Source organism: Stenotrophomonas sp. S41 (assembly GCF_016624625.1).
In the GTDB taxonomy this organism is placed as follows: Bacteria; Pseudomonadota; Gammaproteobacteria; order Xanthomonadales; family Xanthomonadaceae; genus Stenotrophomonas.
This window is the reverse complement of the sequence record NZ_JACVTV010000004.1, coordinates 71,793-92,272: the sequence shown is the minus strand read 5'-3', so window position 1 is coordinate 92,272 and position 20,480 is coordinate 71,793. Positions and strand designations below refer to the sequence as shown.

Below are 20,480 nucleotides of genomic sequence, written 5' to 3'. Positions count from 1 at the left end.
CGAGGTCGACGAGCGTGGCTGGCACCGCGCGCGGAAGCTGAGGCACAGGCTGCGCGCGCTCTATGTCCATCCGCTGCCGGAAGAACGCCGCAAGGGCTCGCTGGATCACATCTGGTCGGCTGACCGCACCCACTGCACCAGGTGCAACGCGCCGCATGACTGGGCGGAACCGATCTGCGATCCCCCCGAAGGAGCCGGTGCGCATCCCGCTGGAGCGTCAGCCCTACAACCCGCTCTGGGTGGTACCTGTCCTGGACCGCCTTGAGCGCGCCATCCGCCGGGAAAGTAAGCAGGAACGAGACTACTGGAACCGACAGATCGCCCAGATGCGCAGGACCATCGAAGCGCACACGAAGGAGGCACCGCGTTGAAAATTGAGCAGATCAGTCCGAGGAGGCCGCCCCCGCTGGCCCACCTGCAGCGAGCGCGATCGCGGTTGCGGCAGCGCTTGAAACCGCACGGACCAGTACCCCCGCGGGTGGGTTGTCGATGACCTTCACCTTCGCGGGTGAGGCGCATCTGCAGACCGCACGCGATGCATGGCGTGCGTACGCATACGCCACGATCGATGCGCCCGTGACGCTGGCAGCAACTGCGAGCCAGAGGTTGACGGCCCAGATTGGCCAGGCGCTGTTCAATGATCCGGCGATGGACCTGATGCAGATCGCCAACCGAGTTGAGGCCGCGCGGAGGGCGCTCGGCGTGCCGCTGCTCACATCTACCGGCAGCAGTTAGAGCTTTCTCGTTTCCAGAGACAGCAGCCAACCACACTACGGCCTGGCCGCAGTGGCAATCAGCAAAGCAGAGGTACACATGACCAGCACCGTCGACAGCGACAACGCCACCACCACCACGACCGACGACGCGCTGATCGCCCTGCGCAAGCCTGCCAAACGCGCCGGCCGCAGCGTTCGCTGGTTGAAGTCCGAAATACAGCAGTGGGTGCGCAACGAATGGCGCCCGCAGGCACCGGCCTGATCAAGCACCCGGAATGTAGGCACCATCCAGGCACCAAACGAAAAAGGCACCGCTCAGCGGTGCCTTTTTTGACGACCTAAGTCGTTGAATGCATTGGTGGGCCGTGATGGATTCGAACCATCGACCAAAAGATTAAAAGTCTGCCTAACTCTAACGAAGAACCAACCACTTACATCGAGTTAATTTCTGGAACCAGACCGCCGTTGCCCTTGCGGGGCAAGGAGGCTATGCGGAGTTTTCTGGATGCAAATCAGTCAGACGCGAGGGTACTGCCGCCCGCTCGCACTCAGCCTACCCTTCCTCGTATCCGCCGCCCTAGGCTTGGTTTCAGCCGGCGGCCGGACCGGCTCCAGCGCCGCCATGACCCGGGCGGACGCTGCTGCAGCCGCCTCATCCAAGCGCTGGGCCTGCAGCTGCTGTTCACGCGTGGGTGGCAAGCCGGGCAGCGGCTGCGACGCTTGAATAGGTGTGTCGTCGGTCAGGCTGACCACCGCCTCCCGCAGCGGCAGGTCTGGAAACAGCCTGGCGGCGCACCAACGCTCGGCGAAGCGCTTGCCCTGTCGGACGCTGGCCACCGGGGCGTTCTTGGTCTGCCACATCTTCAAGGCGTTCATATGGAGCCGGTAGCCACCCTCACGGTTCGGCGTGACGCTGGCCACCTCTCGCCCGTTCCACCACAGCGCCCAGCGCTCGCCCATCTTCACCCAGCCGGACGGGATGGGGGCAGTACGGAAGCCTTGGTAGCCGAGCGAGGGAAGCATGACAAGGAGCATACCCACGGGCGTCGCAGATCCTGCGAACCTGCCGACTACCTTCGTGAATCGTTCGGTGTCGTTGAATCAAGCTATCGTCACGTGGGGTATGACAAAGGAGCGGATGTTCCGTTTGGGTGAGCGCTCAAGGCAGGGCCGCTCTGGAAAGCTGCGACCAGTCGTCCGTCCCGCCAGCTCGGCCGCCTACGATCAGAGCCTGAACGCTGATGAACGAGCCTCGGGGCCGCCACTCACATTGTCCTATGACAATAAATAGAATGAAGCTTTACTTGAGGCTCCATCATGAATTTCTCAGGACTCAGTGCATTCCCGCTGACAGTGTTCAGCGACCAAGCAGTCGATCTTAAAGCCACGCAGCAACTGGTTCGTAGACTCGCCGACGCCAAGGTCGATTCCATAGGGGTACTCGGGTCGACGGGCAGTTACGCTTATCTGACACTGGCCGAACGGAAGGCGATTGCCGCTGTCTCCATCTCTGAGGCTGGCTCAACTCCGGTCATTGTCGGCGTGGGTGCTCTCCGCACCAAAGACGCTGTGGAGCTGGCGGTAGACGCGCAGCGAGCCGGCGCATCGGGGTTGCTGCTGGCGCCCGTGTCCTATCAACCACTGAACGACACAGAGGTCTTGAGCCTTTATCGCGCTGTTACGGACGCTGTAGCGCTTCCGCTTTGCGTGTACGACAACCCTGGCACCACGCATTTCAGGTTCACAGATGAGCTGCTCGGCGAAATTGCCAATCTCCCGAACGTCGCGTCTATCAAGATCCCGCCGTTATCCGGCGAACTTTCCGCCTCGTCGGATCGCATCAAGAAGCTGCGCAACTGCATCCCGTCCAATGTCACACTCGGCATCAGCGGCGACCACTCAGCCGCATTGGGATTGGCCGCCGGCTGTGACGCGTGGTACTCCGTCATAGGTGGCCTGTTCCCGATCACCGCGCTGAAGATCGTCCGTCTCAGCCAAAGCGGCCAGTTTGACCAAGCAAAAGCCGAGGCCGATCGCTTGGCCCCCCTGTGGGCATTGTTCGCCAAGCACGGCGCTAGCATCAGGGTAATCGCCAGCGCAGCAGGGCTACTGGGCCTTTGCGGCCAAGATTGTCTGCCCTTGCCGTTGAGCACGCTCAAAGGGGCGGACCTCGATGAACTGGCCCAAGTCCTACAGGATTTGGCGCTGAGCTGATTGTTCGATCAGCTACCGGTAGTCCAAGCCGCCCTACACGCTTCAAAGACGGGCGGCGGGGCTACTCTCCCCCCATGTGCGGCCGCTTCGTCCAGCTCCCCGTTGTCGACTTCGGCCTGCCTGGGCTGGCGGATCTCGCCCTGGGCTTGGCCGAGATCGAGCCGAGCTTCAACCTAGCACCCACCCAGCGCGCCGCGGTCATCCTCGACCGTGGCGAAGGCCGGCAGGTCACCGCGTTCATGCCGGGCAACGCAGTCAAGATCACGTGATGAATGGGTAGAAACAGCAGCCGTTTTGGCGTCAACCCTCAGAGATTCGCGGAAAGAGAAGCTCGAACCTCGTCCCCTGCCCTAGTACAGAATTGACTATCACGTGCCCACCGGCTTGGCGCACAGCGCTGTGCACCTGAGCCAAGCCCAGACCCGAGCCCTCCCCAACAGGCTTGGTCGTGTAGTACACCTCAAACAAGCGTGCCTGGACCTCGTCGCTCATTCCTTCACCGGTGTCTTCCACGACTAAAGTGACGTAAGTCCCTTCTGCGAGGCCCGTGACCGAATCATCCGCAGTGATCGCTCTGCTACCCGATTCAATCCGTATTTGATCGCCCGGCTGGGAAGCGTCCCGGGCGTTGATGACCAGATTGAGAAGGGCACGCTCTAGCGTATTTCGATCCACCATCGCACAGCACAAATCGGGCAATGCTGCGATTTCCAAGCGTGCTTTTTTGCCTACTGCCTGCTTCAACAGCGGGGCCATGCTCTGGATCATCCCCGAAAGATCAACAGGCTCTGGCTTGTAGGGATGCCGACGAGCGAAGCCAATCAGACGCTGAGATAGAGCAGTTCCCTGCTCCAGGGATGCCTCTGCAATCTTGAGATACCGAGAACTGCGCTCACTGAGCTCGCCACTATCCAGAACAAGATCAACGGCAGAGACGGCTGACTGCAGGAAATTGTTGAGGTCATGAACGACCCCCGCTAGGAGCTGCCCGACCGCCTCCCCCTTCTGGGCTTGGTCAGCAATCAATTCAGCGGCTCGCTGCGCGGCGATCGCAAATCGGCGACCCTCGGCAGCTTCGTGGTGCAGCACCTCAAGCTCCTGATACGCCAAATTGGTCGCCATTAAGCGCGACTGCAGGTCATTGACGACGCCCGGATCTGCCGCATCGGCCTTCTGATGCCACGCTTGAGCCTCCCGAGTACGAGCGGCCAAGGCTTGCTGAAGCACTTCAGCAGCGTGGACCGCACGGTTGCGGGCGGTGATGTCCGAGCTGACTGCAAGTAGCCCGACGACGATGCCGTCCTCCAACAAAGGACTGACTCGGACCCACCAATCTCGCAGTTCCCCGCTGAAAACAGGGCAAGTCGCCTCAAAGGTCGCCACCTCACCGCTTCTGGCTCTGTTGATCGCGTCCAGAACAAGTGCCTGAGAGTCTGAGGGCCAAAGCTCAACCCATGCTCGGTTCAAAACATCAGAAGGTTCCGATGCATGCAGAAGAGCCAGGCCTTTACCGTTGACAGCCCGCACGACGCCGTCGAGATCAATCTCTTTGATGCAGTCGTCAGACAACTCAACAATTTGGCGGTAGCGATCCATCAACCCTCGAAACTGAACACGTTGGCTATCAAATTATCGCAGAGGCCCGCACAGCGTGAGCAACGCGTGAACTGCTGCAACCTTAACAATCTGAATCATTCACTTTACGGCAGCGATGGAAACGCAGTGTCAAAAAGCTGAATGCTGCTGCTTCTTCCTAACGACAATCGGGCCATGGAGGTCGACTGTGGGGGGGAGGCGAGGGGTCAGCGCCCCTCGCGACGACGTCGAGGGGCTTCTGGAACCTGTCGCCTGAGCCTTACAGCAGGGCCGCCTGCCTATCATCCCAGCTCTTGATGATCAGCTCGCCGAATTTGCGCCCCCTGCCCTGCCCGCCGCCGATGGTGTAGTCGAGCTGCAGCGGCACCAGGTCGAACCCAGCAAACACCTCTCGGATCTGCGGGTGGTCGTTGATCGACACGACGAACCGGCCAGCAGCACTGCGCATCAGCTCTGCCATCGCCTCGTACTCACTGAAGGGGAAGTCGACGCCGTAGCCCTCAGTCTCCCAATACGGCGGGTCCAGATAGAACAGCGTGCCGGGCCGGTCATAGCGGCGCACGCACTCCTGCCACGGCAGGCACTCGATGATGGTGTTGGCCAGGCGCAGATGCACCGCGCTGAGCTCTTCCTCGATCCGCAGAAGGTTGAGCCGCGGACCTCCCATGGTCACCACGCCGAACGTCTGCCCCTGCACCTTGCCGCCGAAGGCCAGCTTCTGCAGGTAGTAAAACCGGGCCGCCCGCTGGATGTCGGTCAGGGTCTCGGGCCGCTCCATCTGCGCCCACTCGAACATCTGCCGCGATACCAGCGACCAGCGGAACATGCGCACGAATTCGTCCAGGTGATGCCTGACGCAGCGATACAGGCCGACAAGCTCGCCGTTGATGTCGTTGAGTACTTCCATAGCCGCCGGGTACGGGCGCATGAGCAGGGAGGCGGCGCCGCCGGCGAATGCCTCCACGTAGCAGTCGTGCTCAGGGAAATGGGGATACAGGTGCTTCAGGAGGCGGCGCTTGCCGCCCGGCCAGGAAATGATGGGCTTGGTCATGGGATCTCAGGTTTTGCGATGGGTGGGGCCGACAATCCCAGCCGCTCTCGAGGGCGACAGGGACGCGGCCAATGCCAGGTGCTGAGATCACCTGTGTTGCGGCACTGCCCGGGTGCTTGCCGGCACCCGGGCAGTGCCCTGTTTCGTCAGACGGTTAGTTCGTAGAGCGGAAGGTTGGGCGCGGCCTCGACCAGCCGACCGCCTCGCACCCACACGTTGTACGGCAGCGCCAGCGGGAGCTGCCCGAAGGCCCGCATCTGCACGCCGTCGTAGGTGGTCAAGCTGCTGGTGCCGTCAGAGTTGTGCGCGGTGACGGTGGCGATCAGCCTCGGGCTGCCGCCGACCAGGTCCCCGAACTGGTCCCACAGGTCAGTCCGCATCGGTGTAGTGCCTCTCCAGGGTTGCTGTCTGCTCAATCACCACGGCCTGGTCATCGGCCGAGACTTCGATCCGCAGCGACTCGCACTGCCCGTGCCAGGTGCCATCCGCACCTACCACCTCGACCAGATCCAGCGGCAGCACCAGCCCTACCTCCCCAGGCTTGAGCGGATGAGCGAACAGCGGCACCGTCAAGTCGACGGCAGCCTGCTCACCGCGATCGCACAAGATGTTCCTGCCACGCTCCGCGCCGGCCGCCGGCACGGTGATCAAAGGGCTGCTGACCTGCTGGGCGTACAGCCGTCCCTCTTCGCCCGACTTCCGCACCTTGCAGGTGACGCCCTTGCCGGCCAGCTCGCCCGTCACCACGACGGCGTCGTACAGCGGTGCGCTGCGCATCTGCAGGCTCTCCGTCAGCACAATGTCCTCCTGCAGCACGTGGTCGGGTGGCGTGGTGCGCCAATTCCAGGGACTCGCCGGATAGGCCGCCCGCACGCGCATGGCGAGCGCGGCGGGGTCCGACTGTACGACGCCACCGCTCGCCTCTGCGAGCGCGCTGATCGCATCCAGCGGCGTGCTGGCGTCATAAAACCAGGCACCGGCCGGCACGTTCCAGTCGACGGTGTCGTATTCGCTGGTGAAGCCCGTATCGGCCAACTCCTCGGCGACCAGCTGCGCCATGCTGCGCTCTTCGGTCGTGGCCTTCACTCGCGCTGGCGCATAGGGCGCTGCGAGCAGCGCGGTCCGTGAGCGGCCGCTCAGGCGGACACCGCCGCCGCTGAACTCCCGCTGCTTCTGGAAGCTCTCGATGATGCCCGTCCAGACGTAGCCGTTGAGGGATACCTCGAACTGCCTGGGCCCGGCTGCGGTGGGCTTCAGCAGCGCGAGCTGCTGCGGATCGGCCAGCTCGATGTCGAACGTCCAACCCCAGGCTCCGCGACTGGCGCCAAGCGAGATCCGAGTCACTTCGATGGGCGTGCGATCAGGGAGGCGCACAAGGGAAACCGTGTTGATCACGACATGAGTCCTGCGTTGGGGGCGCACCACGTAACATGCGGCGACGCCAAGATTCAGGGAAATAAATCCCAAGACGCCCACCACCGGGCACCCAAGGTTCAGACCGACGTAGTCGCCGCGCGGAAAGGGAGTCTCGGGCTCAGGATCAGGACCGGTACCGGGCTTAGGGCGAACACCCCAAGGAATTCCCCTGCCAGGACCCCAAGGCAGGCGAGCCGACCGGTAACCCAGCACGGGGTGCCGCCACATGGCAGACACTGCAGCGGCAAGGATCGGCGTGCTGCCGCGCCAGGCGAAGCTACTGGCCGCGGCGGATCGAGCAAGGGAGCGCCAAGCGATAGAAGCACCAACAGAGGCCAAGCCGGTGGCCTCGCGCCATGGCATGGACAGCTGCTGCGTGGCCAATCCCAGCGCGCTCCAGCCAACGCTGCACGTGACGGCAGCGGACTTCATCGTCTCGAGCCAGATCATCTGCCGATTCGCCCGCTGGCGCGGGGCCAGATCCCACGCCAGTACCGTGGCCTGACGGCACGGCTCAGCTTTACGCCAAACCACGTCGACGGCCGGAGTGAGCCGCCCCGCTTCGCCCCACCCGACGCGCACTGATCGTCGGATCCGTGCAGCCAACGCCCAGCGCACTGAAGTCGACGCGCGAATCCCCCGGACTACCGGCTCCGGCGGTACTTCGCCACCATCATCAACACCCAGATTGAGGCCAGTCCACTCGCCGCTGAGCGCTTTCAGCGGGCTCAAACTCAGCCCTACGAACTTCCCATTCGTCGTGAGCACGTCCTACTCCATCGGCGCTGGTGCGACCCAGTCTTGCACCGCCGCGTTGACGTTCCCTCGATCATCGACGCCCACTACCAGGAACTTCATATCGAGCATGAGCCGGTCGACGCGCCACGTTCCATCCGCCCGTGATCGCGTGGTCGCGACCACGTCGAACGTGCGTCGGTCGAGAATCATGATCCTGCCAATGGACGGTTGATTCAAAATCCGCAGGCGTCCGTCAGGAGCGTCCGGGTCGCTGGAGACGGGGGCGCTACCGGCAAGAAATCCCCGGCCGGCCCACCTGCTCCCAATAGAACATCGAATGCGCGTGATTACCCGACCATTTACTGCCACCAGTCACCCCCCTCGAGGAAGATGATCTGGCCTTCCTGATTGGCGCCCGCTTGCGACCAAATCTCGCCGGTGAAGTTGACCGGCAGCAACGTCGTTGCGCTGCCCATTCCTTGGCCGGCGGGCTGACTGACCAAGGCTGGGAAGGGGCGATTGTGCAGAGGGACGATGATGCCAGGCAGTTGACCTCGAGGGCCCAAGCTGGACTCGAAGATCTGTACATTGTTGAACAACAGACCCTGTCCGATCGGATCAGGGTACGCGGCAGCGTAGCTGTTAGCACCGCCCCACGCCGTGTAACTGCCGGCACGGTAGCCTCCTACGAGATAGCCGGCCGCGGCTTGCGCGGGGCTGGAGAAAGTGGATGGCAGGAACAACGCGGGCCGACTGGTATCCACGCCTCCGTACGAATTGATGGTTGTAAAAATGGTCTGATCAAGGTCAAGGTTTGAAGCGAACGATGTAAGCCCGTTCGACGCAATGCACCAGTTGTTGGCATCCCCCGCCTTGTAGGAGATGAAATCGCCGAAAAAGTACGGGTGGTAGTAGTTTCCGGTCGCCCACGGATTGATGAAGATGTAGACGATCCTCTCATCAGCCAAAATCAACCACCTGCGGGAACTGCCGTCCAAGGCAGACGACTTGGCTACAACGACGCCATTCGCGCGAGATGCAACAGTAGGGGTTGGGTTAAGCCCAATGTCGAACGCAGTCAGCGCCGAGAATCCGCGAACGAAGGCATATCCCGCAGTGCCTGCAGCGCCAGGGTCTTCTACCTGCAGGTAGAAGCCTGTTCCAGAAACAGCGCTGTTGCGGTAGGCACGCTTGTTTGGACCGGTGAACGCCTTGGTCCACCCTGCGCCTTCCTTGCGATCAACGCCCGTGCCGTAGCCATCGACAAGGACAGCATCAAGCAGCGCCACCAGGCTGCCTGCTTGGCCAGACAGCTGAGGCGCACCCGCGTCGGTGCTCTTGTATACCGTTGCCATGTTATTGCTCCCCCGCCACATTGCCGACGACCTGCAGTCGGGTCGAATCCGTCGCCGCCTCTGGCGTGCCTGGCAGCGTTGTGCGGATCATCCACACCGGGGCCAAACCACCCACGGTGTTGAAGCGCACCACGTTGTTCGTAGACCAGCCGCCGCCCCACCCCTCTTTACGCATCAAGAAGTATGGCTGATTGGTTCGCGGGTTTACCGGCGCCAGATCGGACGTGGTGTTGCCCGAAGCGATCACACCGACCGTCTCACCGATGAGCTCGAACTGCGTGGCCGACGTAAACCGCACAGCCCAGCGCTCAGTGATCGCATCGGCATTGGTGACCACCAGCGGGTAGTCGGTGTCGTTGTAGGTGCCAGGCGCCACGCTGCCGGAGGGCAGATCCGCCCACAAATTCGACCAGGCCGCCTGGTCGAAAAGGCTCACCACTCGCGCCTGCAGATCCAGCGAGCCATTCGCCTCCCCCAGGCGCAGCGCGGTGCTGATCATCGCCTCACCTTCCGGGTAGTCGTGGGTCAGGCCAGTGTTGATCTCGATCTCGCCCGTGATCTGCGGCTGAACCACCAGCCGGCGATCCTCCACGCGCTCGCTGATCATGATGGGGAACTTGTAGGCGGAGAGGTTCAGCGGGTCGCTGAACTTGAGCGTACCCACGTCCAGGTCAGCCACGAACCATGCCGCATCCACCGGTGCGCCGAGGGCGTCACGCACCTCGATGGCCGCCACCCGGCCGCGGCCGAAGGGAACCGTCTGATTTGCCTGCGGCGAGGCCACCACATGCTTCGCGGTGTGGTGGATCAACACCGTCTGCCCAGGCTTGAACGCCGGGGCCCGGCCGTCACTGGGCAAGCGCACGGACGACAGGCCAATGACGACCTCCGACAGCGGGATCGAGCGATAGACAACCGCGCCCATGTAGATGGAGCCAGCCTGCACCAGCGCCGGCCGCCAGATCCGGTCGCCCTCAACCAGATCAGGATCAAACCAAGGCTGACCCTCGTTGCCAGCCACCGGCACCAGCTGGCCGAACCGCACCTTGGCGACACCGCTTTCCCAATCCACGAACCCGCGGATCTGGGCACCGGTGATCGCCCCGTTGATATCGGCAGTTGCCGTGAGCAACTCGCCGTCCAGGCGGTTGGCACGCAGCGTGAACATGCCAGGCCGCAGAGGCGAACCCGGCGCCCGGAAGAAGCTGTTGGCAACGCCCGGATCACCAATGCGGGTCAGCAGGGACTGGATCTGCACAATGTTTGCGCCACCGGCCACCCACTGCGTCAGGCTGACCACGCCAGCGGTGTAGTCGATGGTGCCGGCGTAGACACCCGCGCCGGTCAGAGGATCGACGCTGTGGTACAGACCACCGCTCCGATCAATGTAGGTCCTGTCGCGGAAAGTGAACCTCACGCTGCCCGGCACGATGCTGTCGCTGATGGTCGGGGTCAGCTGCAGCGAAACGGGGGGCAGAGGCAGCATTTCTTCGGCCGACTCCCCGCCGGCGCCGGCCAGCGTCCACCCGGCGGAGACCAGCGTGCCGGCGGAGAACTGCGCCAGCACGTCCGTCCGGCCGTAACCGACGACCTTCAGCCGCCCGGAGCGCAGCTCGTACTGCGGATAGGACACCTGACGGACCATGAACTTGCCGGCCTGCAGGGTCACCACCCCGGTGCTGTAGTTGATGGCCCCCAGCGCAGTGGTCGCCGCGGTGTCGCCCACCGAGACCGCCACCAGGTTGCCGTTGCCATCGTCCTTGGCGATGACGCGCATCGGCTGCGGCGCGGAGGCCAGATCGTAGGCATCCCGCATCACGGTGATGACCCAGTCCAGCATCACCGAGCCCGGCTTGACCGGCCCCTGTGGCAGCGCGAAGGACACCAGGCCGTTGCCATCCGGCACCGGCTGTGGCGCGGCGTGAAGCGCCTCGGCCCAATCGTAGTTGACCGCCAGTTGGCTGTTGGCATCCGGCAGGGTCTCCAGCTGCAGCAGGCACTCGCCAGTTGCATACGCCACCGACCCGCGCAGCTGGCCTCCGATGAGCAGCCCACCGACGCCGTTGTCGGTGACGCTTACATCCGCGCCACCTACTCGCACCGTCAGCCGCACGGTCCCGGGCACTGCGCCAGCATGCCCCAGCAGGAACCGCAGCGCAGGCGGCTTGATGTTGATATCGCCCACCCGGGCTTCCGCGATGATCGACGTGCCCCATGCACTGATGATGCTGCTATCCAGGTCGGGCAGCGCTCCGGTGGTCAGCACCAGGGAGCCGGTCATGTAATTGATGGTGCCGCTGCCCTGCCCCGGCTTGCCGACGAGCTGGCCGCGACCGTTGTCGGTCAGGCGGTACCAGCGACCGAGCGCACGATAGTCCACCACCACGGTGCCCGGCGCCGGCAGCGGCTCCAGCTGCGTCAGCCACACCAAGCCCTGGTTGTTCTGCGTCACCGCAATCTCATCGGTGAAGCCCTGCATGGGGATCGTCCCCGCCGGCGTGGCGGTGATGCTGGCGCTGGTGGCACCCGCCCCGGTGGAGTGAACGAGCGACACCGCGCCGGTCTGGTAGTCCACGGTGCCAGACCAAGGGGTGACCGCCGTCGAGGCCAAACCGCCCGTACCGTCGTCGGTCAGCTCGATACTGCCCACCAGTACCTTCACGCTGCCGACAGACATGCCGGTGCCCAGGAAGCGCGTTACCGCAACACCCGCAACGAACGCGCTGCTGAAGCTTAGTGCCAGGCTGTTGGCCGGGCCCGAAGCGACGTGGCTCAGCGTGCCCATGCCAGCCAGAACATCACTCACCGGCGTCTCGGCGGTGGACGTAGGGACGATCGGCACGTACGGCGAGTCGATCTGCACCGACAGATCGCCGGGCTTCCCAGCAGCCGTGAGCCGCTTCACGCTGTGATAGCTGGTGGCGTCGACCACGTTGGTCTCATAGACCCGCGTGCCAGGCTTCGTGGCGGAGTACCGGATCACCTCCTGACCGTAGAAGTTGAGCAGCAGCGCGTTGACCAGCTCAATCACCAGCACGTCGCGCTCGAAAGCGCCCTGGTCATCGGTGAACGTGCGCGTGGTCCGGGAGAGCACATTCTTCACCCGCACGTACTGCTCGCCCGGGTCGCGACCCGAAGCAGCCGCCGTCAGCAGGCTCAGGTTGTCGTTGATGTCCGGGCTCGGCGCATCCTTCGTGGTGTAGACCTGGATGGTCATCTGGCCGATGAAGTGATCACCCAGCAGGATGAACCGCGATTCGGTGCCACGGGTGATGTAGCTCTCCACCCGGTTCTTCGCGTCAAGTCGCACATCGCTGTAGGAGCCGGTGGCGAACATGGTCACGGTCACGCGCGGGTCGGACGGCGGGTCGATCAGCACCGCGATCGCATCCTTCAGCACGTCCGGTCCCGGGGTGTCCACGTGCACGAACATCTTGCGCAGCGTGGAACGACCGGTGGTCCGTTCTTCATCGCCGATGTCGGGGAAGAGGTTATTCATGGCCCCGTCAATGATTTCGGTCTGGACCATGCGGCCGCCGCCATCGGGGTTGTCGGTGAGGCGCTGCGACTGGCGCATCTTGATATCGGTTGCAAGGATCGTCATTGGTTCAGACCGTCATAAGGCGAAGGGTGATGGAGAAGTAGTCGGCATCGAGCGCTGGCACTGCGAATCGGCAGGGATCAGCTTCGACGGCAGCTCCCTCGGTCCGACGCCACCGGACCTGGAACGTGCGGTCGCCACCGTTGTGCGCCGGCAGGATCAGCGTCATCGGGGCAACCTGCAGCTGCCCGCTCAGCTCCTGCAACTGGCGCAGCACATCCAGCTGCACCGGACCGACGTACGCCTGGCCGTCGCGGGTTGTCTGCAGGGTGATGGGCCTACCGGACTGCCTGGCCGACTCCTGCACGATCAGCGCCCCGCTCAGGCTGGTGCGGACCTGCTGCCCGATGCGCCAGGCGGTGAACTCATCGGTCCACTGCAGATCAGCGGGCAGCTCGACCCCGGCAAGCACGACCCGGCTCATCGGGCGCCCCTTATCGAGACTGCGCGGCTGCGCTCGATCTTGCGCAGCACGATCGGCGCGACCAAGCCTGCAATGCGTTCGGCCTGCTGCATCTCGGCTGCCGTGGCGCCGGCCACCACTTCCTTGCTGGGAGCCTTCCAGTCGATGGTCAGAACCTGTTCTTTGTTGTCGCCGGCCTGGATGCGGGAGGCATCGGCCTTCGCTTGGGCCTCTGCCTCAGCAAGGGCCGCACTGCGGCGCTCTTCAGCAGCTTGCTTAGCCGCCCTTTCCTTTTCGAGGCGCTTGGACTCGATCTGGCTTTCCAGCTGGACGATGGCATCCAGCTCGCTGGAACCAACCAGGTCAAAGCGCTCAGCCAACTCCTTCCGTTTGCCGGAGATCTCTTCCATGCCGTCCAGCACCTTCTTCTGTTCCTCGGTGTACTTCGCCAGATCCTGCCGCTGCTCGAACAGCGCGTTCCAGACATTGGCGAACTGCTGCAATCCATTCGGGCCGCTCATCTGGGCAAGCAACTCGCGGGTGCGTTCAGAGATCTCGCCCATATTCATCGAGAAGCCCCCGGCGGCGACGGATGCCTTGGTGAGATTCTTGTCGGCGTCTGCAGCCCCCTTAGCTACCTTCTCAACGCCGCCGCCAGCTTCCTCCGATTTCTGCTTTACCTCTTGCAGAGCACTCGCCACCTTCTTCGCACCATGCTCCACGCGGCCCATGGCTGATTCACCCGTGTCGCCAAGGTCACCGATAGCTTGGCGTGTGTCATAGATTGCACCTTGGACGTCCAGCTGCGACTGCACCTGACTCCGGCGCCATTCGTCGCTGTCAGCTACCGCAGCCCTGGCCGTGTCGGCGTAGGCGCGGAACGCACGGCGCACGTCCTCGACCGAGGCCTTGCCGTTGGCAGCACCTTTGCGGATGGTCTCGAACGCTTCCCAGGCAGAATCGCGTGCAGCGTTCAGCGACTGCTGGGACTGGATGCCCAGGCGCTGGAACTCACCGGTCAGCGGATTCAGGCCAGCTTCGATCTCGCGCAGCCTGGCACGCAGCGCCGAGGCTGCACGGGCAGCCGAGTCGAAGCCAACCCGACCCTGCTCGCCGGCGGCCTGAAGCAGGTTGCCGAGGGTGCGGGCCTCATCCAGCGTGGCGACATTGCCCAGCGCCGCCTTGAAGGCCGCCTCGATCTGGGTGCCCGTGGCCACCGCGTTCTCGGTGACGGCGCCGAAGGCGGCAATGGCATCCCGGCCCGCCTGAGTGAAGCTGACCCCCAGCTGGCCCGAGGCCACGCCGAGCTTCGTCATGGCCGCAAGCAGCGTGGTTTCCAGAACTGCCGCGGCATTCACTGCTGCCTGCGGCAACGAGTCGAACGCCGCCTGGGCAGCGCCCTGGAAGCGGGCCAGCTCTTCGCCCGACAGCTGCTGCAGTGTCGCCAGCAGCCCGTCACGCACGTTGCGCTCTGCCGCGCCACCTTGGGTGGCAATGAAGCCCAAGGCCTCGCCTACGGAGGCAAGGGTGGCCGTGTCGGCGAAGTTGAGCCCGGAGAACATCTTCTGGATGGACTCGTTCGCGAGCTTGGCGTTGCTGCCGATGCCTTCAAGCTGGGTCACGACCTGCTGCGCCGCGCCGCCGATACCGTTCTTCATCGCATCGGCGGCCGTCTGGACGCCCGTTCGCAACGCGGCGAATCCGGTCGATACGTCCAGCAGCTGCTGCGTGACCTGGCCCAGCTGCTGCAGCTGCTCTGCCGTCGCCATGCCGGACTTCTGCTGCATCAGCAGGAAACCTTCCTGCGCGGTCAGGTACTGCTCAAGCCCGGACAGGCGCTTTTCATAGGCCAGCCGCTCAGCCTCACCCAGCTTGGAGACTTCCTCGGCCGACTTGATGACCACGTCACGATAGGCGATGAACTCCAGCGACTGCTGCCGCAGCTGCGTGGCCGAGTCGCGTACCTGGTTGATGTACGCCCGTTGCGCCTCACCCGCGCGCTTCAGGGCCGGGTCGTGATGCTTCCAGATGTCCTGGGCGACGATCTTGAGAGCGTCCAAGCCACCCATGGCCGCTTCCAGCCCCAGCACCGCCACGGTGATGGGCACGGCCTTCGGCAGGCCGCGCAACAGCGCGCCGAACCGGGTAATGCCTCGCCCGCCACTAGCAACTGCGGCGTTGTTGGCGATCTGGGCATTCGTGGCCGCGATCAGTCCAGCACGCCAAGCGTTCAGCTGGATCAGCGCACCGACGATCTTGAACTGGGCGTAGGCGGCTGCCATCAGCCCGATCACGCGAGCGTGGTCCACCACCCACTGCGTCGTGCCCTTCACCGCCTCGGCCATGGTGATGATGGCCTGCGCGGTCTGCTTGGCCCAGCGCGACAGGCTGCCATCGGCGGCCAGTCGATCCAGCGTCGCCAGCAGGGTGGTGAGCTGTTCCTTGAAGTAGGTCAGCACGCCCTGGTCGGCGACTTCCTGCTTCCAGTCCTTGAAGCGATCAGTGGCGGTCTTCCACAGGCCGGCAATGGTGCCCACCTTCGCGGCCGCCGCCGCGCCGCCGTAGGACTCGGCCAGCAAATCGAGGATGATCCCCTGCGCCTTGGCCACCTGGCCTGTTGCCTCCAAGCTCTTGATCAGCGCCTTCTGACTGTCATCCAGCGTGAAGCCCTGCTTGCTCAGGCTCTCCATCGCCTTGGACGGCGTCTGCAGGGCCTTGCCCACCGTCTCGGCCGACTGCTCCAGCGACATGCCCAGTCGCTGGGCCTGGTCGATGGTGATCTGCATCGCCGCCGGGAACTGCTCGCCCACGATGTTGGTGTAGGACAGCAGGCGCACCTGGGCTGCGCTGATCTGCCCATCATCGAACAGGCCGCTCTGCAGCTGCTGCCGCATGGCAGCAAGGCTCTGCGCGGTGAATTCGCTGGCACGGCCGGTGGCGTGCAGGGCCGCCTCCAGCTGTGCCAGCTCCTGCTCGGCGTCGCTGCCTTCCTTGACGATGGCCTTGATGCCATCGACAACGCGGTTCAGGCCGACAAACGCGATCGCACCAGCGGCCACCGCCTTGAGCCGGCCGAACCAACTGACCGTGCTCTCGGTGGCCGAGGCCAGGTCGCCGCTGCCGGCAGCAGCATCAGCGGCCCGCTCACGGTATTCGGCCAACGACTTCGCCGCCGCCCTGCTGGTGTTGGCCTGCTTGCGGAAAGCGGCCTCGCCTTCCTCGATCTGCTGCTTACGGCGGCGCCCGGCCTCGGCCTCGGCCGCAGCGGCGCGGGCCTGCTCGGTAAGGGCGGCCGCGCTGCGGGTGGCTTCCACACGCAGGCGCTGCTGGTAGTCGGCCAGGTTGGCCGTGTTTACGCCGAGCGCCGAAAGCTCGGTGTCAGCCTTGGCAACCGCGTCCCACTGTTCGGTGAGCGCCTTCTGCAGCCGCTCGCCCTCTTTGCGCAGCTCGCGCTGGGCAGCCAGCACCTCACGCGATGGTTTCTCCATCTCGCCGATGCCGAGGCTGAGCGACAGGGCAGCCTGCTGGTTCTCCCCGAACTGCCTTTCCAGTTCTGCAAGGTCGGTCAGCATGCCTTCGAAGGCATCCGCCTTCGCTGCCGCCGCGTTCAGCCCGGTGAGCGAGTCGAGCAGCTTGGAGGCCTTGCCGGCGGTCTCGACTGACACGTCGCCCAGTTCGCCGAACGCCGCGCGCAGGTCGTCTACGCCCTCACGGCCTTGGGTTTCGATGACAACGCGAATTGCTTCTTCCAGCCGATCAGCCATTGGAGCTTCCGTTGATGCGCCACTGGCGGCGCAGTTCAGTCACGTAGGTGGTGTGCAGCCGGTCCATCAGCCGACGCCGTGCGGTGAGCGCACGGCTGTTGCCGTCAGCGCCGGAAAGCATCTCGAAGGGGCTAGGCCCGCGCAGGATGCGAACTGGGCCGCGGCCGTGGCGCTTCTGCGTGGCACGGTCCCAACTGCGCACGCGGATGGCCTTGCGGCCCTTGATCGTGGCGATGAAGGCACCTTCGTAGGTCTTCGACTCGCCCAAGCCGATGCTGGCCGTGGCGCCCCTAGACTTGCGGCCGGCCCAGCGGCCACCGAATTCGATCAGCGAGATCTGCCTGGTGCTGGCCCAGATCGCCAGGAAGTCATCCCTGCCGCGCTTGCCCGTGCTGTAGCCCCGCTCACCCGTTTCCACCCGGTACTTCCCACGGAGGGCCGAGGCGCGGATGTTGTAGGAGGCACGGACTTCCTGCGTGGTGGCCGGCCCGGCGCGGCGCTGCAGACCGATGAAGGCCCGCTGCACTGACAGGTCGTAGCGGTTCAGCACTTCGCCAGCCAGGTCGGTAAGGCCGTGGAAGCCCTTCGCGCGGCGGCCGCTGACGTAGTACTTGAGCAGGTTGTTGGCGCGGTTGGATGCCACGAAGCCCTTCCTGATTCATTCCGGGAGGGCGCCGCACGGGCGCCCTCCCCTTACCGAGGTCACTAGCCCTCTCAGGCCGCCGACTGCGCCGCGATCTTGAAGGTGTAGAGATCGGTCTCGCCGGACTGGAAGATCACCGGGCCGGTCAGGGTCACCTGGATCGGCTCATCGCTGAACCAGTCCACGTCGCCATCCACGGTCAGGTCGACGTTCGGGATCGTCAGCAGGCCTTCGTCGCCGCTGATGCGGTCCTGCATGTCGCCCAGGATCTGGAAGGACTTGCTGGGCGTGGTGCCGCCGCTGATGGCGGTTTCCAGGTAGGCGTCGTAGGTGTAGCTGGCCACCACGGTGTTGCCTGCCTGAAGCGCGCCACCGGGCTTCGGGATCAGCAGGCCATGCACCGGATCGAGGGTGTAGTCGGTGCCTTCCACCAGGTCGACGGAGCCCTTTTTGAAGCTCGGCGGGGTGTCGGCCGTCAGGAAGTTGTGCGGCAGCTTGACCGGGGTGTCCACGCTACCCACGGTGACGGTCACGTCGGCGGCGGTACCGGCGGCGACCTGGGTGGCCACCAGGGTGCCGTACAGCATGCGGGCCAGGATGGCGGTCGGCACTTCCAGCGCGGTGATGGACACGCTGGTGACACCAGGGTTGGAGTCCTTGTGGATGATCTGCTGATAGCGCGCATCACGGCGCTTGCTTTTGATCTCCACCGAGTCGCCGGCCTCATAGCTGAACGTCAGCGACGACTGTTCCAGCGGCTGGTTGCCGAACTTGTCGGCCGGCTCGGGGATGACGGGAATGCGGGCGCCGTTCGCGCCGTGCTCCCAGAAACGCAGATCGCCTGCGAACTTGCGAACTTTGGGCTGTGCCATGGTATTGCTCCTACGGGTTGGGGACGGGCTCAAAGGTCTCGGTCAGACCAGCCCGCGCGGTGATCTGAGCGACGACGGCGGAGTGCCCTGCGTCGTCTTCCAGGGTTGCCATCTGGGTTGTCAGCAGTTCGAAGCCGGTGACGCCTATCGGCAGCATCTTGGCGTTCAGCGTCAGGGCGCGGATCAGGTCGTGCCTGGCACGGTGAACCAGCAGCCGTGGGTTCTCCCGACCACTCCCTCGAGGAACTTCGAACTCGATGGTGATAGCGGCGTCGGAGCTGGCTTGGGCGCTACCGCCGCCACTCCGCGAGAGCTGCTGGACCGAGATGACGGTGGCGGGCTCGGATTGGTCCTCGGGCACCTCATCATCGTCCACCACGATCAGCCCGTTCCCAATGTCGGTGCGGAATCCGGCCGAGGTGCGGATCAGCTTCACGCGATCGCGCAAAAACTCGACCAGCTGCCAGGAGAGGGGCTCAGCCAGCTCAGGCACGGCGCACCAGCCACCGGCTGCGGGAGCCGTCGTCACTGAGCTTCTTCACGTTCACGAAGGCCTCGCCATCGACCTCGACGCGATCACCCTGCTCCGGCTCAACATCGGCTCGCAGGTAGGCGATTTCGATCCGACCCGCGACGAACTGCTGCAGATCGCCGATGGTCTCCACATCGCGGTCGAAGTAGATCCGTACGCCCGCAGTCACGACGCCGGTCTTCTCCGACCTGACCGTCGCGGTGGAGACCATGCCGGCGATTGCCAGCGCACCATGAATGGTTGCATCCATCTGCCGCAGGAAGTCCCGCTCGCTCACCGGGCACCTCCCGAACACAGAAGCGCATACGCCTGCAGGCCCCTCACCTGGGCGTCGCACTGGGCGGCGGCGCCAACAGCTCGGCCCGCACTTTCGATTCGGTCGTCGGCTCGACCATCAGGCTGGCCGGCGGCAGCGGCGGCCGCGGACAGCTCTGCGGTGGCGACGGATGCTTGCCAACGCTGGTGCAGGCGCTGGTTGCCAGCGCGAAGATCAGCGACGAGGCGATCAGATGCTTTTTGTGCATCGGTCTTTTCCTTTTCGTACTGGGAAGCCAGAGCGTTCGCGGCGGCAGCGCTGCCGCGCTCGGCTTTGAGGGTTTGGGCCACGGCATCAGCCTCAGCGCGGGCTGCGTCCCGCTCACTTTCCATGGCGTCACGGCTCGACGCAGCCTGGTCGGCCGCGCGGTGTGCGATGGAGACCGACCCGCGCTGCCAGACGACGACGGCCAGCAGCAGGAGGATGGCGACGATGAGGGCGCGGATCATGCTGATTCCACCGGGTCTTCGGGGGGGATGACCGCACCAACTCCGCGCATCGCCGCCTCTAGCGACATGATCCGCAACCGCAGCCGGTGGGCCTGCTCTTGCGCGGTCATGCGCAGCTTGATTTCTTCAGTGAGCTTCATGGTCGTCTGAGCCTGCGACTCTTCCAGCGACTTCACGCGCTGGATGAGCCCATTGAGCAGATCCACGTTGGCATCGGTTTCGGTGCGGTCCTTACGACGCGCCAGCAACGCCGTCCACGCCTCCCGGAACAGCCAGAGCGCGACGACGCTTCCGGCCGCCCACCAAGGCGCTTGGGCGGTAACGCCGCCGCCGACCATCAGCGCAGCGCCTCTGCAACGCCGGCGTCGATCACTTCCTGGCGCCAGTACATGCCGCCGTTCTCATACTTGGCGACGGCCGTGGCCAGGCGGCTCAGGGTGACCGCGTTGTCCAGGCGGATGACTTCCGAAGGTGCGACGCCCACGGCAGTGGCAACTTGCTTGACGTAGGCACCGGTGTCGTTTTCCACCGGCGGAGCCCAGCGCCCGATGATCTCCTTCACCGTGCGCAGGCCGTGCTTGCGCTGGTAGGTGAGCAGGGTCTTCGCCAGGGCGCGGAACCCAGCCTGCGGGGTCAGGAATACGCAGAAGCGATGCTCGCGGGCAGTAGCCGCAGCGGAGCGATCCTCACCCTGCCACGGCGTGCTGGTGCGGTCGATGTTGCCAGGATTGTTGTTGCGTACGCCGCGCGGCGTGCTGGTGGTGCCCATGCGATCCCCCGTTGTCGCTGTGGAAGAACCGGCACCGCTCACGCC

General features: G+C 64.5%; 22 protein-coding genes. 6 read left to right on the top strand and 16 right to left on the bottom strand.

Annotated features, from left to right (window positions below; all coding sequences use genetic code 11):
* Window positions 1–197 precede the first annotated feature (197 nt).
* The 3 genes from IAE56_RS02045 (at window position 198) to IAE56_RS02035 (ending at window position 978) form a co-directional block, all read left to right on the top strand.
* Complete coding sequence (locus IAE56_RS02045) at window positions 198–371, top strand: hypothetical protein (protein ID WP_200751273.1); 174 nt, start codon at window positions 198–200, stop codon at window positions 369–371.
* A gap of 118 nt (window positions 372–489) precedes the next feature.
* Window positions 490–735 (top strand): hypothetical protein, encoded by a 246-nt coding sequence (locus tag IAE56_RS02040; protein WP_200751272.1) that lies wholly within the window; start codon window positions 490–492, stop codon window positions 733–735.
* Window positions 736–813: 78 nt separating this feature from the next.
* On the top strand, window positions 814–978 hold the full coding sequence (locus tag IAE56_RS02035) for a hypothetical protein (protein ID WP_200751271.1): 165 nt from the start codon (window positions 814–816) through the stop codon (window positions 976–978).
* A gap of 254 nt (window positions 979–1,232) precedes the next feature.
* Here the strand turns inward: IAE56_RS02035 and IAE56_RS02030 are convergent, their stop codons facing one another.
* Window positions 1,233–1,751, bottom strand: a complete 519-nt coding sequence (locus IAE56_RS02030) for a hypothetical protein (protein WP_234455838.1) — start codon at window positions 1,749–1,751, stop codon at window positions 1,233–1,235.
* A 282-nt stretch (window positions 1,752–2,033) separates the two neighbouring features.
* On the opposite strand from IAE56_RS02030, the gene IAE56_RS02025 reads away from it, so the two are divergent.
* Both IAE56_RS02025 and IAE56_RS02020 read left to right on the top strand, forming a co-directional pair.
* Complete coding sequence (locus IAE56_RS02025) at window positions 2,034–2,930, top strand: dihydrodipicolinate synthase family protein (RefSeq protein ID WP_200751270.1); 897 nt, start codon at window positions 2,034–2,036, stop codon at window positions 2,928–2,930.
* A 74-nt stretch (window positions 2,931–3,004) separates the two neighbouring features.
* On the top strand, window positions 3,005–3,199 hold the full coding sequence (locus IAE56_RS02020; protein WP_234455831.1) for an SOS response-associated peptidase: 195 nt from the start codon (window positions 3,005–3,007) through the stop codon (window positions 3,197–3,199).
* A gap of 31 nt (window positions 3,200–3,230) precedes the next feature.
* Here the strand turns inward: IAE56_RS02020 and IAE56_RS02015 are convergent, their stop codons facing one another.
* The 4 genes from IAE56_RS02015 to IAE56_RS21050 all read right to left on the bottom strand — a co-directional run bounded on the left by IAE56_RS02015 (window position 3,231) and on the right by IAE56_RS21050 (window position 6,972).
* Window positions 3,231–4,526, bottom strand: coding sequence for a PAS domain-containing sensor histidine kinase (locus IAE56_RS02015; protein WP_234455830.1), 1,296 nt, complete (start codon window positions 4,524–4,526; stop codon window positions 3,231–3,233).
* A gap of 259 nt (window positions 4,527–4,785) precedes the next feature.
* Window positions 4,786–5,577: a DNA adenine methylase gene (locus IAE56_RS02010; RefSeq protein ID WP_200751268.1), complete on the bottom strand. Its 792-nt coding sequence runs from the start codon at window positions 5,575–5,577 to the stop codon at window positions 4,786–4,788.
* A 146-nt stretch (window positions 5,578–5,723) separates the two neighbouring features.
* The gene (locus tag IAE56_RS02005) at window positions 5,724–5,957 is read right to left on the bottom strand and encodes a hypothetical protein (protein WP_116862938.1); all 234 of its coding nucleotides are present in this window, start codon (window positions 5,955–5,957) and stop codon (window positions 5,724–5,726) included.
* Window positions 5,947–6,972 carry a hypothetical protein gene (locus tag IAE56_RS21050; RefSeq protein ID WP_234455829.1) on the bottom strand — a complete coding sequence of 342 codons (1,026 nt, stop codon included), beginning with the start codon at window positions 6,970–6,972 and terminating at the stop codon, window positions 5,947–5,949. The genes IAE56_RS02005 and IAE56_RS21050 overlap by 11 nt, the downstream gene beginning before the upstream one ends.
* A gap of 247 nt (window positions 6,973–7,219) precedes the next feature.
* On the opposite strand from IAE56_RS21050, the gene IAE56_RS21045 reads away from it, so the two are divergent.
* Window positions 7,220–7,498 (top strand): hypothetical protein, encoded by a 279-nt coding sequence (locus IAE56_RS21045; RefSeq protein ID WP_234455828.1) that lies wholly within the window; start codon window positions 7,220–7,222, stop codon window positions 7,496–7,498.
* 592 nt (window positions 7,499–8,090) lie between these two features.
* Here the strand turns inward: IAE56_RS21045 and IAE56_RS01995 are convergent.
* From IAE56_RS01995 to IAE56_RS01945, 11 genes are all read right to left on the bottom strand, one after another.
* Entirely contained in the window at window positions 8,091–9,086 is a 996-nt protein-coding gene (locus IAE56_RS01995; RefSeq protein WP_200751267.1) for a hypothetical protein, read from the bottom strand.
* A gap of 1 nt (window position 9,087) precedes the next feature.
* Complete coding sequence (locus IAE56_RS01990; protein WP_200751266.1) at window positions 9,088–12,690, bottom strand: hypothetical protein; 3,603 nt, start codon at window positions 12,688–12,690, stop codon at window positions 9,088–9,090.
* Window positions 12,691–12,694: 4 nt separating this feature from the next.
* The gene (locus IAE56_RS01985) at window positions 12,695–13,111 is read right to left on the bottom strand and encodes a hypothetical protein (protein WP_200751265.1); all 417 of its coding nucleotides are present in this window, start codon (window positions 13,109–13,111) and stop codon (window positions 12,695–12,697) included.
* Window positions 13,108–16,854 carry a phage tail length tape measure family protein gene (locus IAE56_RS01980; protein WP_200751264.1) on the bottom strand — a complete coding sequence of 1,249 codons (3,747 nt, stop codon included), beginning with the start codon at window positions 16,852–16,854 and terminating at the stop codon, window positions 13,108–13,110. Before IAE56_RS01980 ends, IAE56_RS01985 begins: the two co-directional genes overlap by 4 nt.
* Window positions 16,847–17,497: a hypothetical protein gene (locus tag IAE56_RS01975; protein WP_200751263.1), complete on the bottom strand. Its 651-nt coding sequence runs from the start codon at window positions 17,495–17,497 to the stop codon at window positions 16,847–16,849. The genes IAE56_RS01980 and IAE56_RS01975 overlap by 8 nt, the downstream gene beginning before the upstream one ends.
* A gap of 71 nt (window positions 17,498–17,568) precedes the next feature.
* The gene (locus IAE56_RS01970) at window positions 17,569–18,369 is read right to left on the bottom strand and encodes a hypothetical protein (RefSeq protein WP_200751262.1); all 801 of its coding nucleotides are present in this window, start codon (window positions 18,367–18,369) and stop codon (window positions 17,569–17,571) included.
* Window positions 18,370–18,379: 10 nt separating this feature from the next.
* Entirely contained in the window at window positions 18,380–18,862 is a 483-nt protein-coding gene (locus IAE56_RS01965; protein ID WP_200751261.1) for a hypothetical protein, read from the bottom strand.
* Window positions 18,855–19,178: a hypothetical protein gene (locus tag IAE56_RS01960; RefSeq protein WP_200751260.1), complete on the bottom strand. Its 324-nt coding sequence runs from the start codon at window positions 19,176–19,178 to the stop codon at window positions 18,855–18,857. Before IAE56_RS01960 ends, IAE56_RS01965 begins: the two co-directional genes overlap by 8 nt.
* Complete coding sequence (locus IAE56_RS01955; protein ID WP_200751259.1) at window positions 19,175–19,666, bottom strand: endopeptidase; 492 nt, start codon at window positions 19,664–19,666, stop codon at window positions 19,175–19,177. The genes IAE56_RS01960 and IAE56_RS01955 overlap by 4 nt, the downstream gene beginning before the upstream one ends.
* On the bottom strand, window positions 19,663–20,004 hold the full coding sequence (locus tag IAE56_RS01950; RefSeq protein ID WP_200751258.1) for a hypothetical protein: 342 nt from the start codon (window positions 20,002–20,004) through the stop codon (window positions 19,663–19,665). Before IAE56_RS01950 ends, IAE56_RS01955 begins: the two co-directional genes overlap by 4 nt.
* Complete coding sequence (locus tag IAE56_RS01945; protein ID WP_200751257.1) at window positions 20,004–20,435, bottom strand: structural protein P5; 432 nt, start codon at window positions 20,433–20,435, stop codon at window positions 20,004–20,006. Before IAE56_RS01945 ends, IAE56_RS01950 begins: the two co-directional genes overlap by 1 nt.
* Window positions 20,436–20,480 lie beyond the last annotated feature (45 nt).

Excerpts from the sequence above, each read along its gene's own strand:
- IAE56_RS02040 (WP_200751272.1), top strand. The coding sequence starts at position 490 with ATGACCTTCACCTTCGCGGGTGAGGCGCATCTGCAGACCGCACGCGAT.
- IAE56_RS02035 (WP_200751271.1), top strand. The coding sequence starts at position 814 with ATGACCAGCACCGTCGACAGCGACAACGCCACCACCACCACGACCGAC.
- IAE56_RS02030 (WP_234455838.1), bottom strand. The coding sequence starts at position 1,751 with ATGCTCCTTGTCATGCTTCCCTCGCTCGGCTACCAAGGCTTCCGTACT.
- IAE56_RS02025 (WP_200751270.1), top strand. The coding sequence starts at position 2,034 with ATGAATTTCTCAGGACTCAGTGCATTCCCGCTGACAGTGTTCAGCGAC.
- IAE56_RS02020 (WP_234455831.1), top strand. The coding sequence starts at position 3,005 with ATGTGCGGCCGCTTCGTCCAGCTCCCCGTTGTCGACTTCGGCCTGCCT.
- IAE56_RS02015 (WP_234455830.1), bottom strand. The coding sequence starts at position 4,526 with ATGGATCGCTACCGCCAAATTGTTGAGTTGTCTGACGACTGCATCAAA.
- IAE56_RS02010 (WP_200751268.1), bottom strand. The coding sequence starts at position 5,577 with ATGACCAAGCCCATCATTTCCTGGCCGGGCGGCAAGCGCCGCCTCCTG.
- IAE56_RS02005 (WP_116862938.1), bottom strand. The coding sequence starts at position 5,957 with ATGCGGACTGACCTGTGGGACCAGTTCGGGGACCTGGTCGGCGGCAGC.
- IAE56_RS21045 (WP_234455828.1), top strand. The coding sequence starts at position 7,220 with ATGGCAGACACTGCAGCGGCAAGGATCGGCGTGCTGCCGCGCCAGGCG.
- IAE56_RS01995 (WP_200751267.1), bottom strand. The coding sequence starts at position 9,086 with ATGGCAACGGTATACAAGAGCACCGACGCGGGTGCGCCTCAGCTGTCT.
- IAE56_RS01990 (WP_200751266.1), bottom strand. The coding sequence starts at position 12,690 with ATGACGATCCTTGCAACCGATATCAAGATGCGCCAGTCGCAGCGCCTC.
- IAE56_RS01985 (WP_200751265.1), bottom strand. The coding sequence starts at position 13,111 with ATGAGCCGGGTCGTGCTTGCCGGGGTCGAGCTGCCCGCTGATCTGCAG.
- IAE56_RS01980 (WP_200751264.1), bottom strand. The coding sequence starts at position 16,854 with ATGGCTGATCGGCTGGAAGAAGCAATTCGCGTTGTCATCGAAACCCAA.
- IAE56_RS01970 (WP_200751262.1), bottom strand. The coding sequence starts at position 18,369 with ATGGCACAGCCCAAAGTTCGCAAGTTCGCAGGCGATCTGCGTTTCTGG.
- IAE56_RS01955 (WP_200751259.1), bottom strand. The coding sequence starts at position 19,666 with ATGATCCGCGCCCTCATCGTCGCCATCCTCCTGCTGCTGGCCGTCGTC.
- IAE56_RS01950 (WP_200751258.1), bottom strand. The coding sequence starts at position 20,004 with ATGGTCGGCGGCGGCGTTACCGCCCAAGCGCCTTGGTGGGCGGCCGGA.
- IAE56_RS01945 (WP_200751257.1), bottom strand. The coding sequence starts at position 20,435 with ATGGGCACCACCAGCACGCCGCGCGGCGTACGCAACAACAATCCTGGC.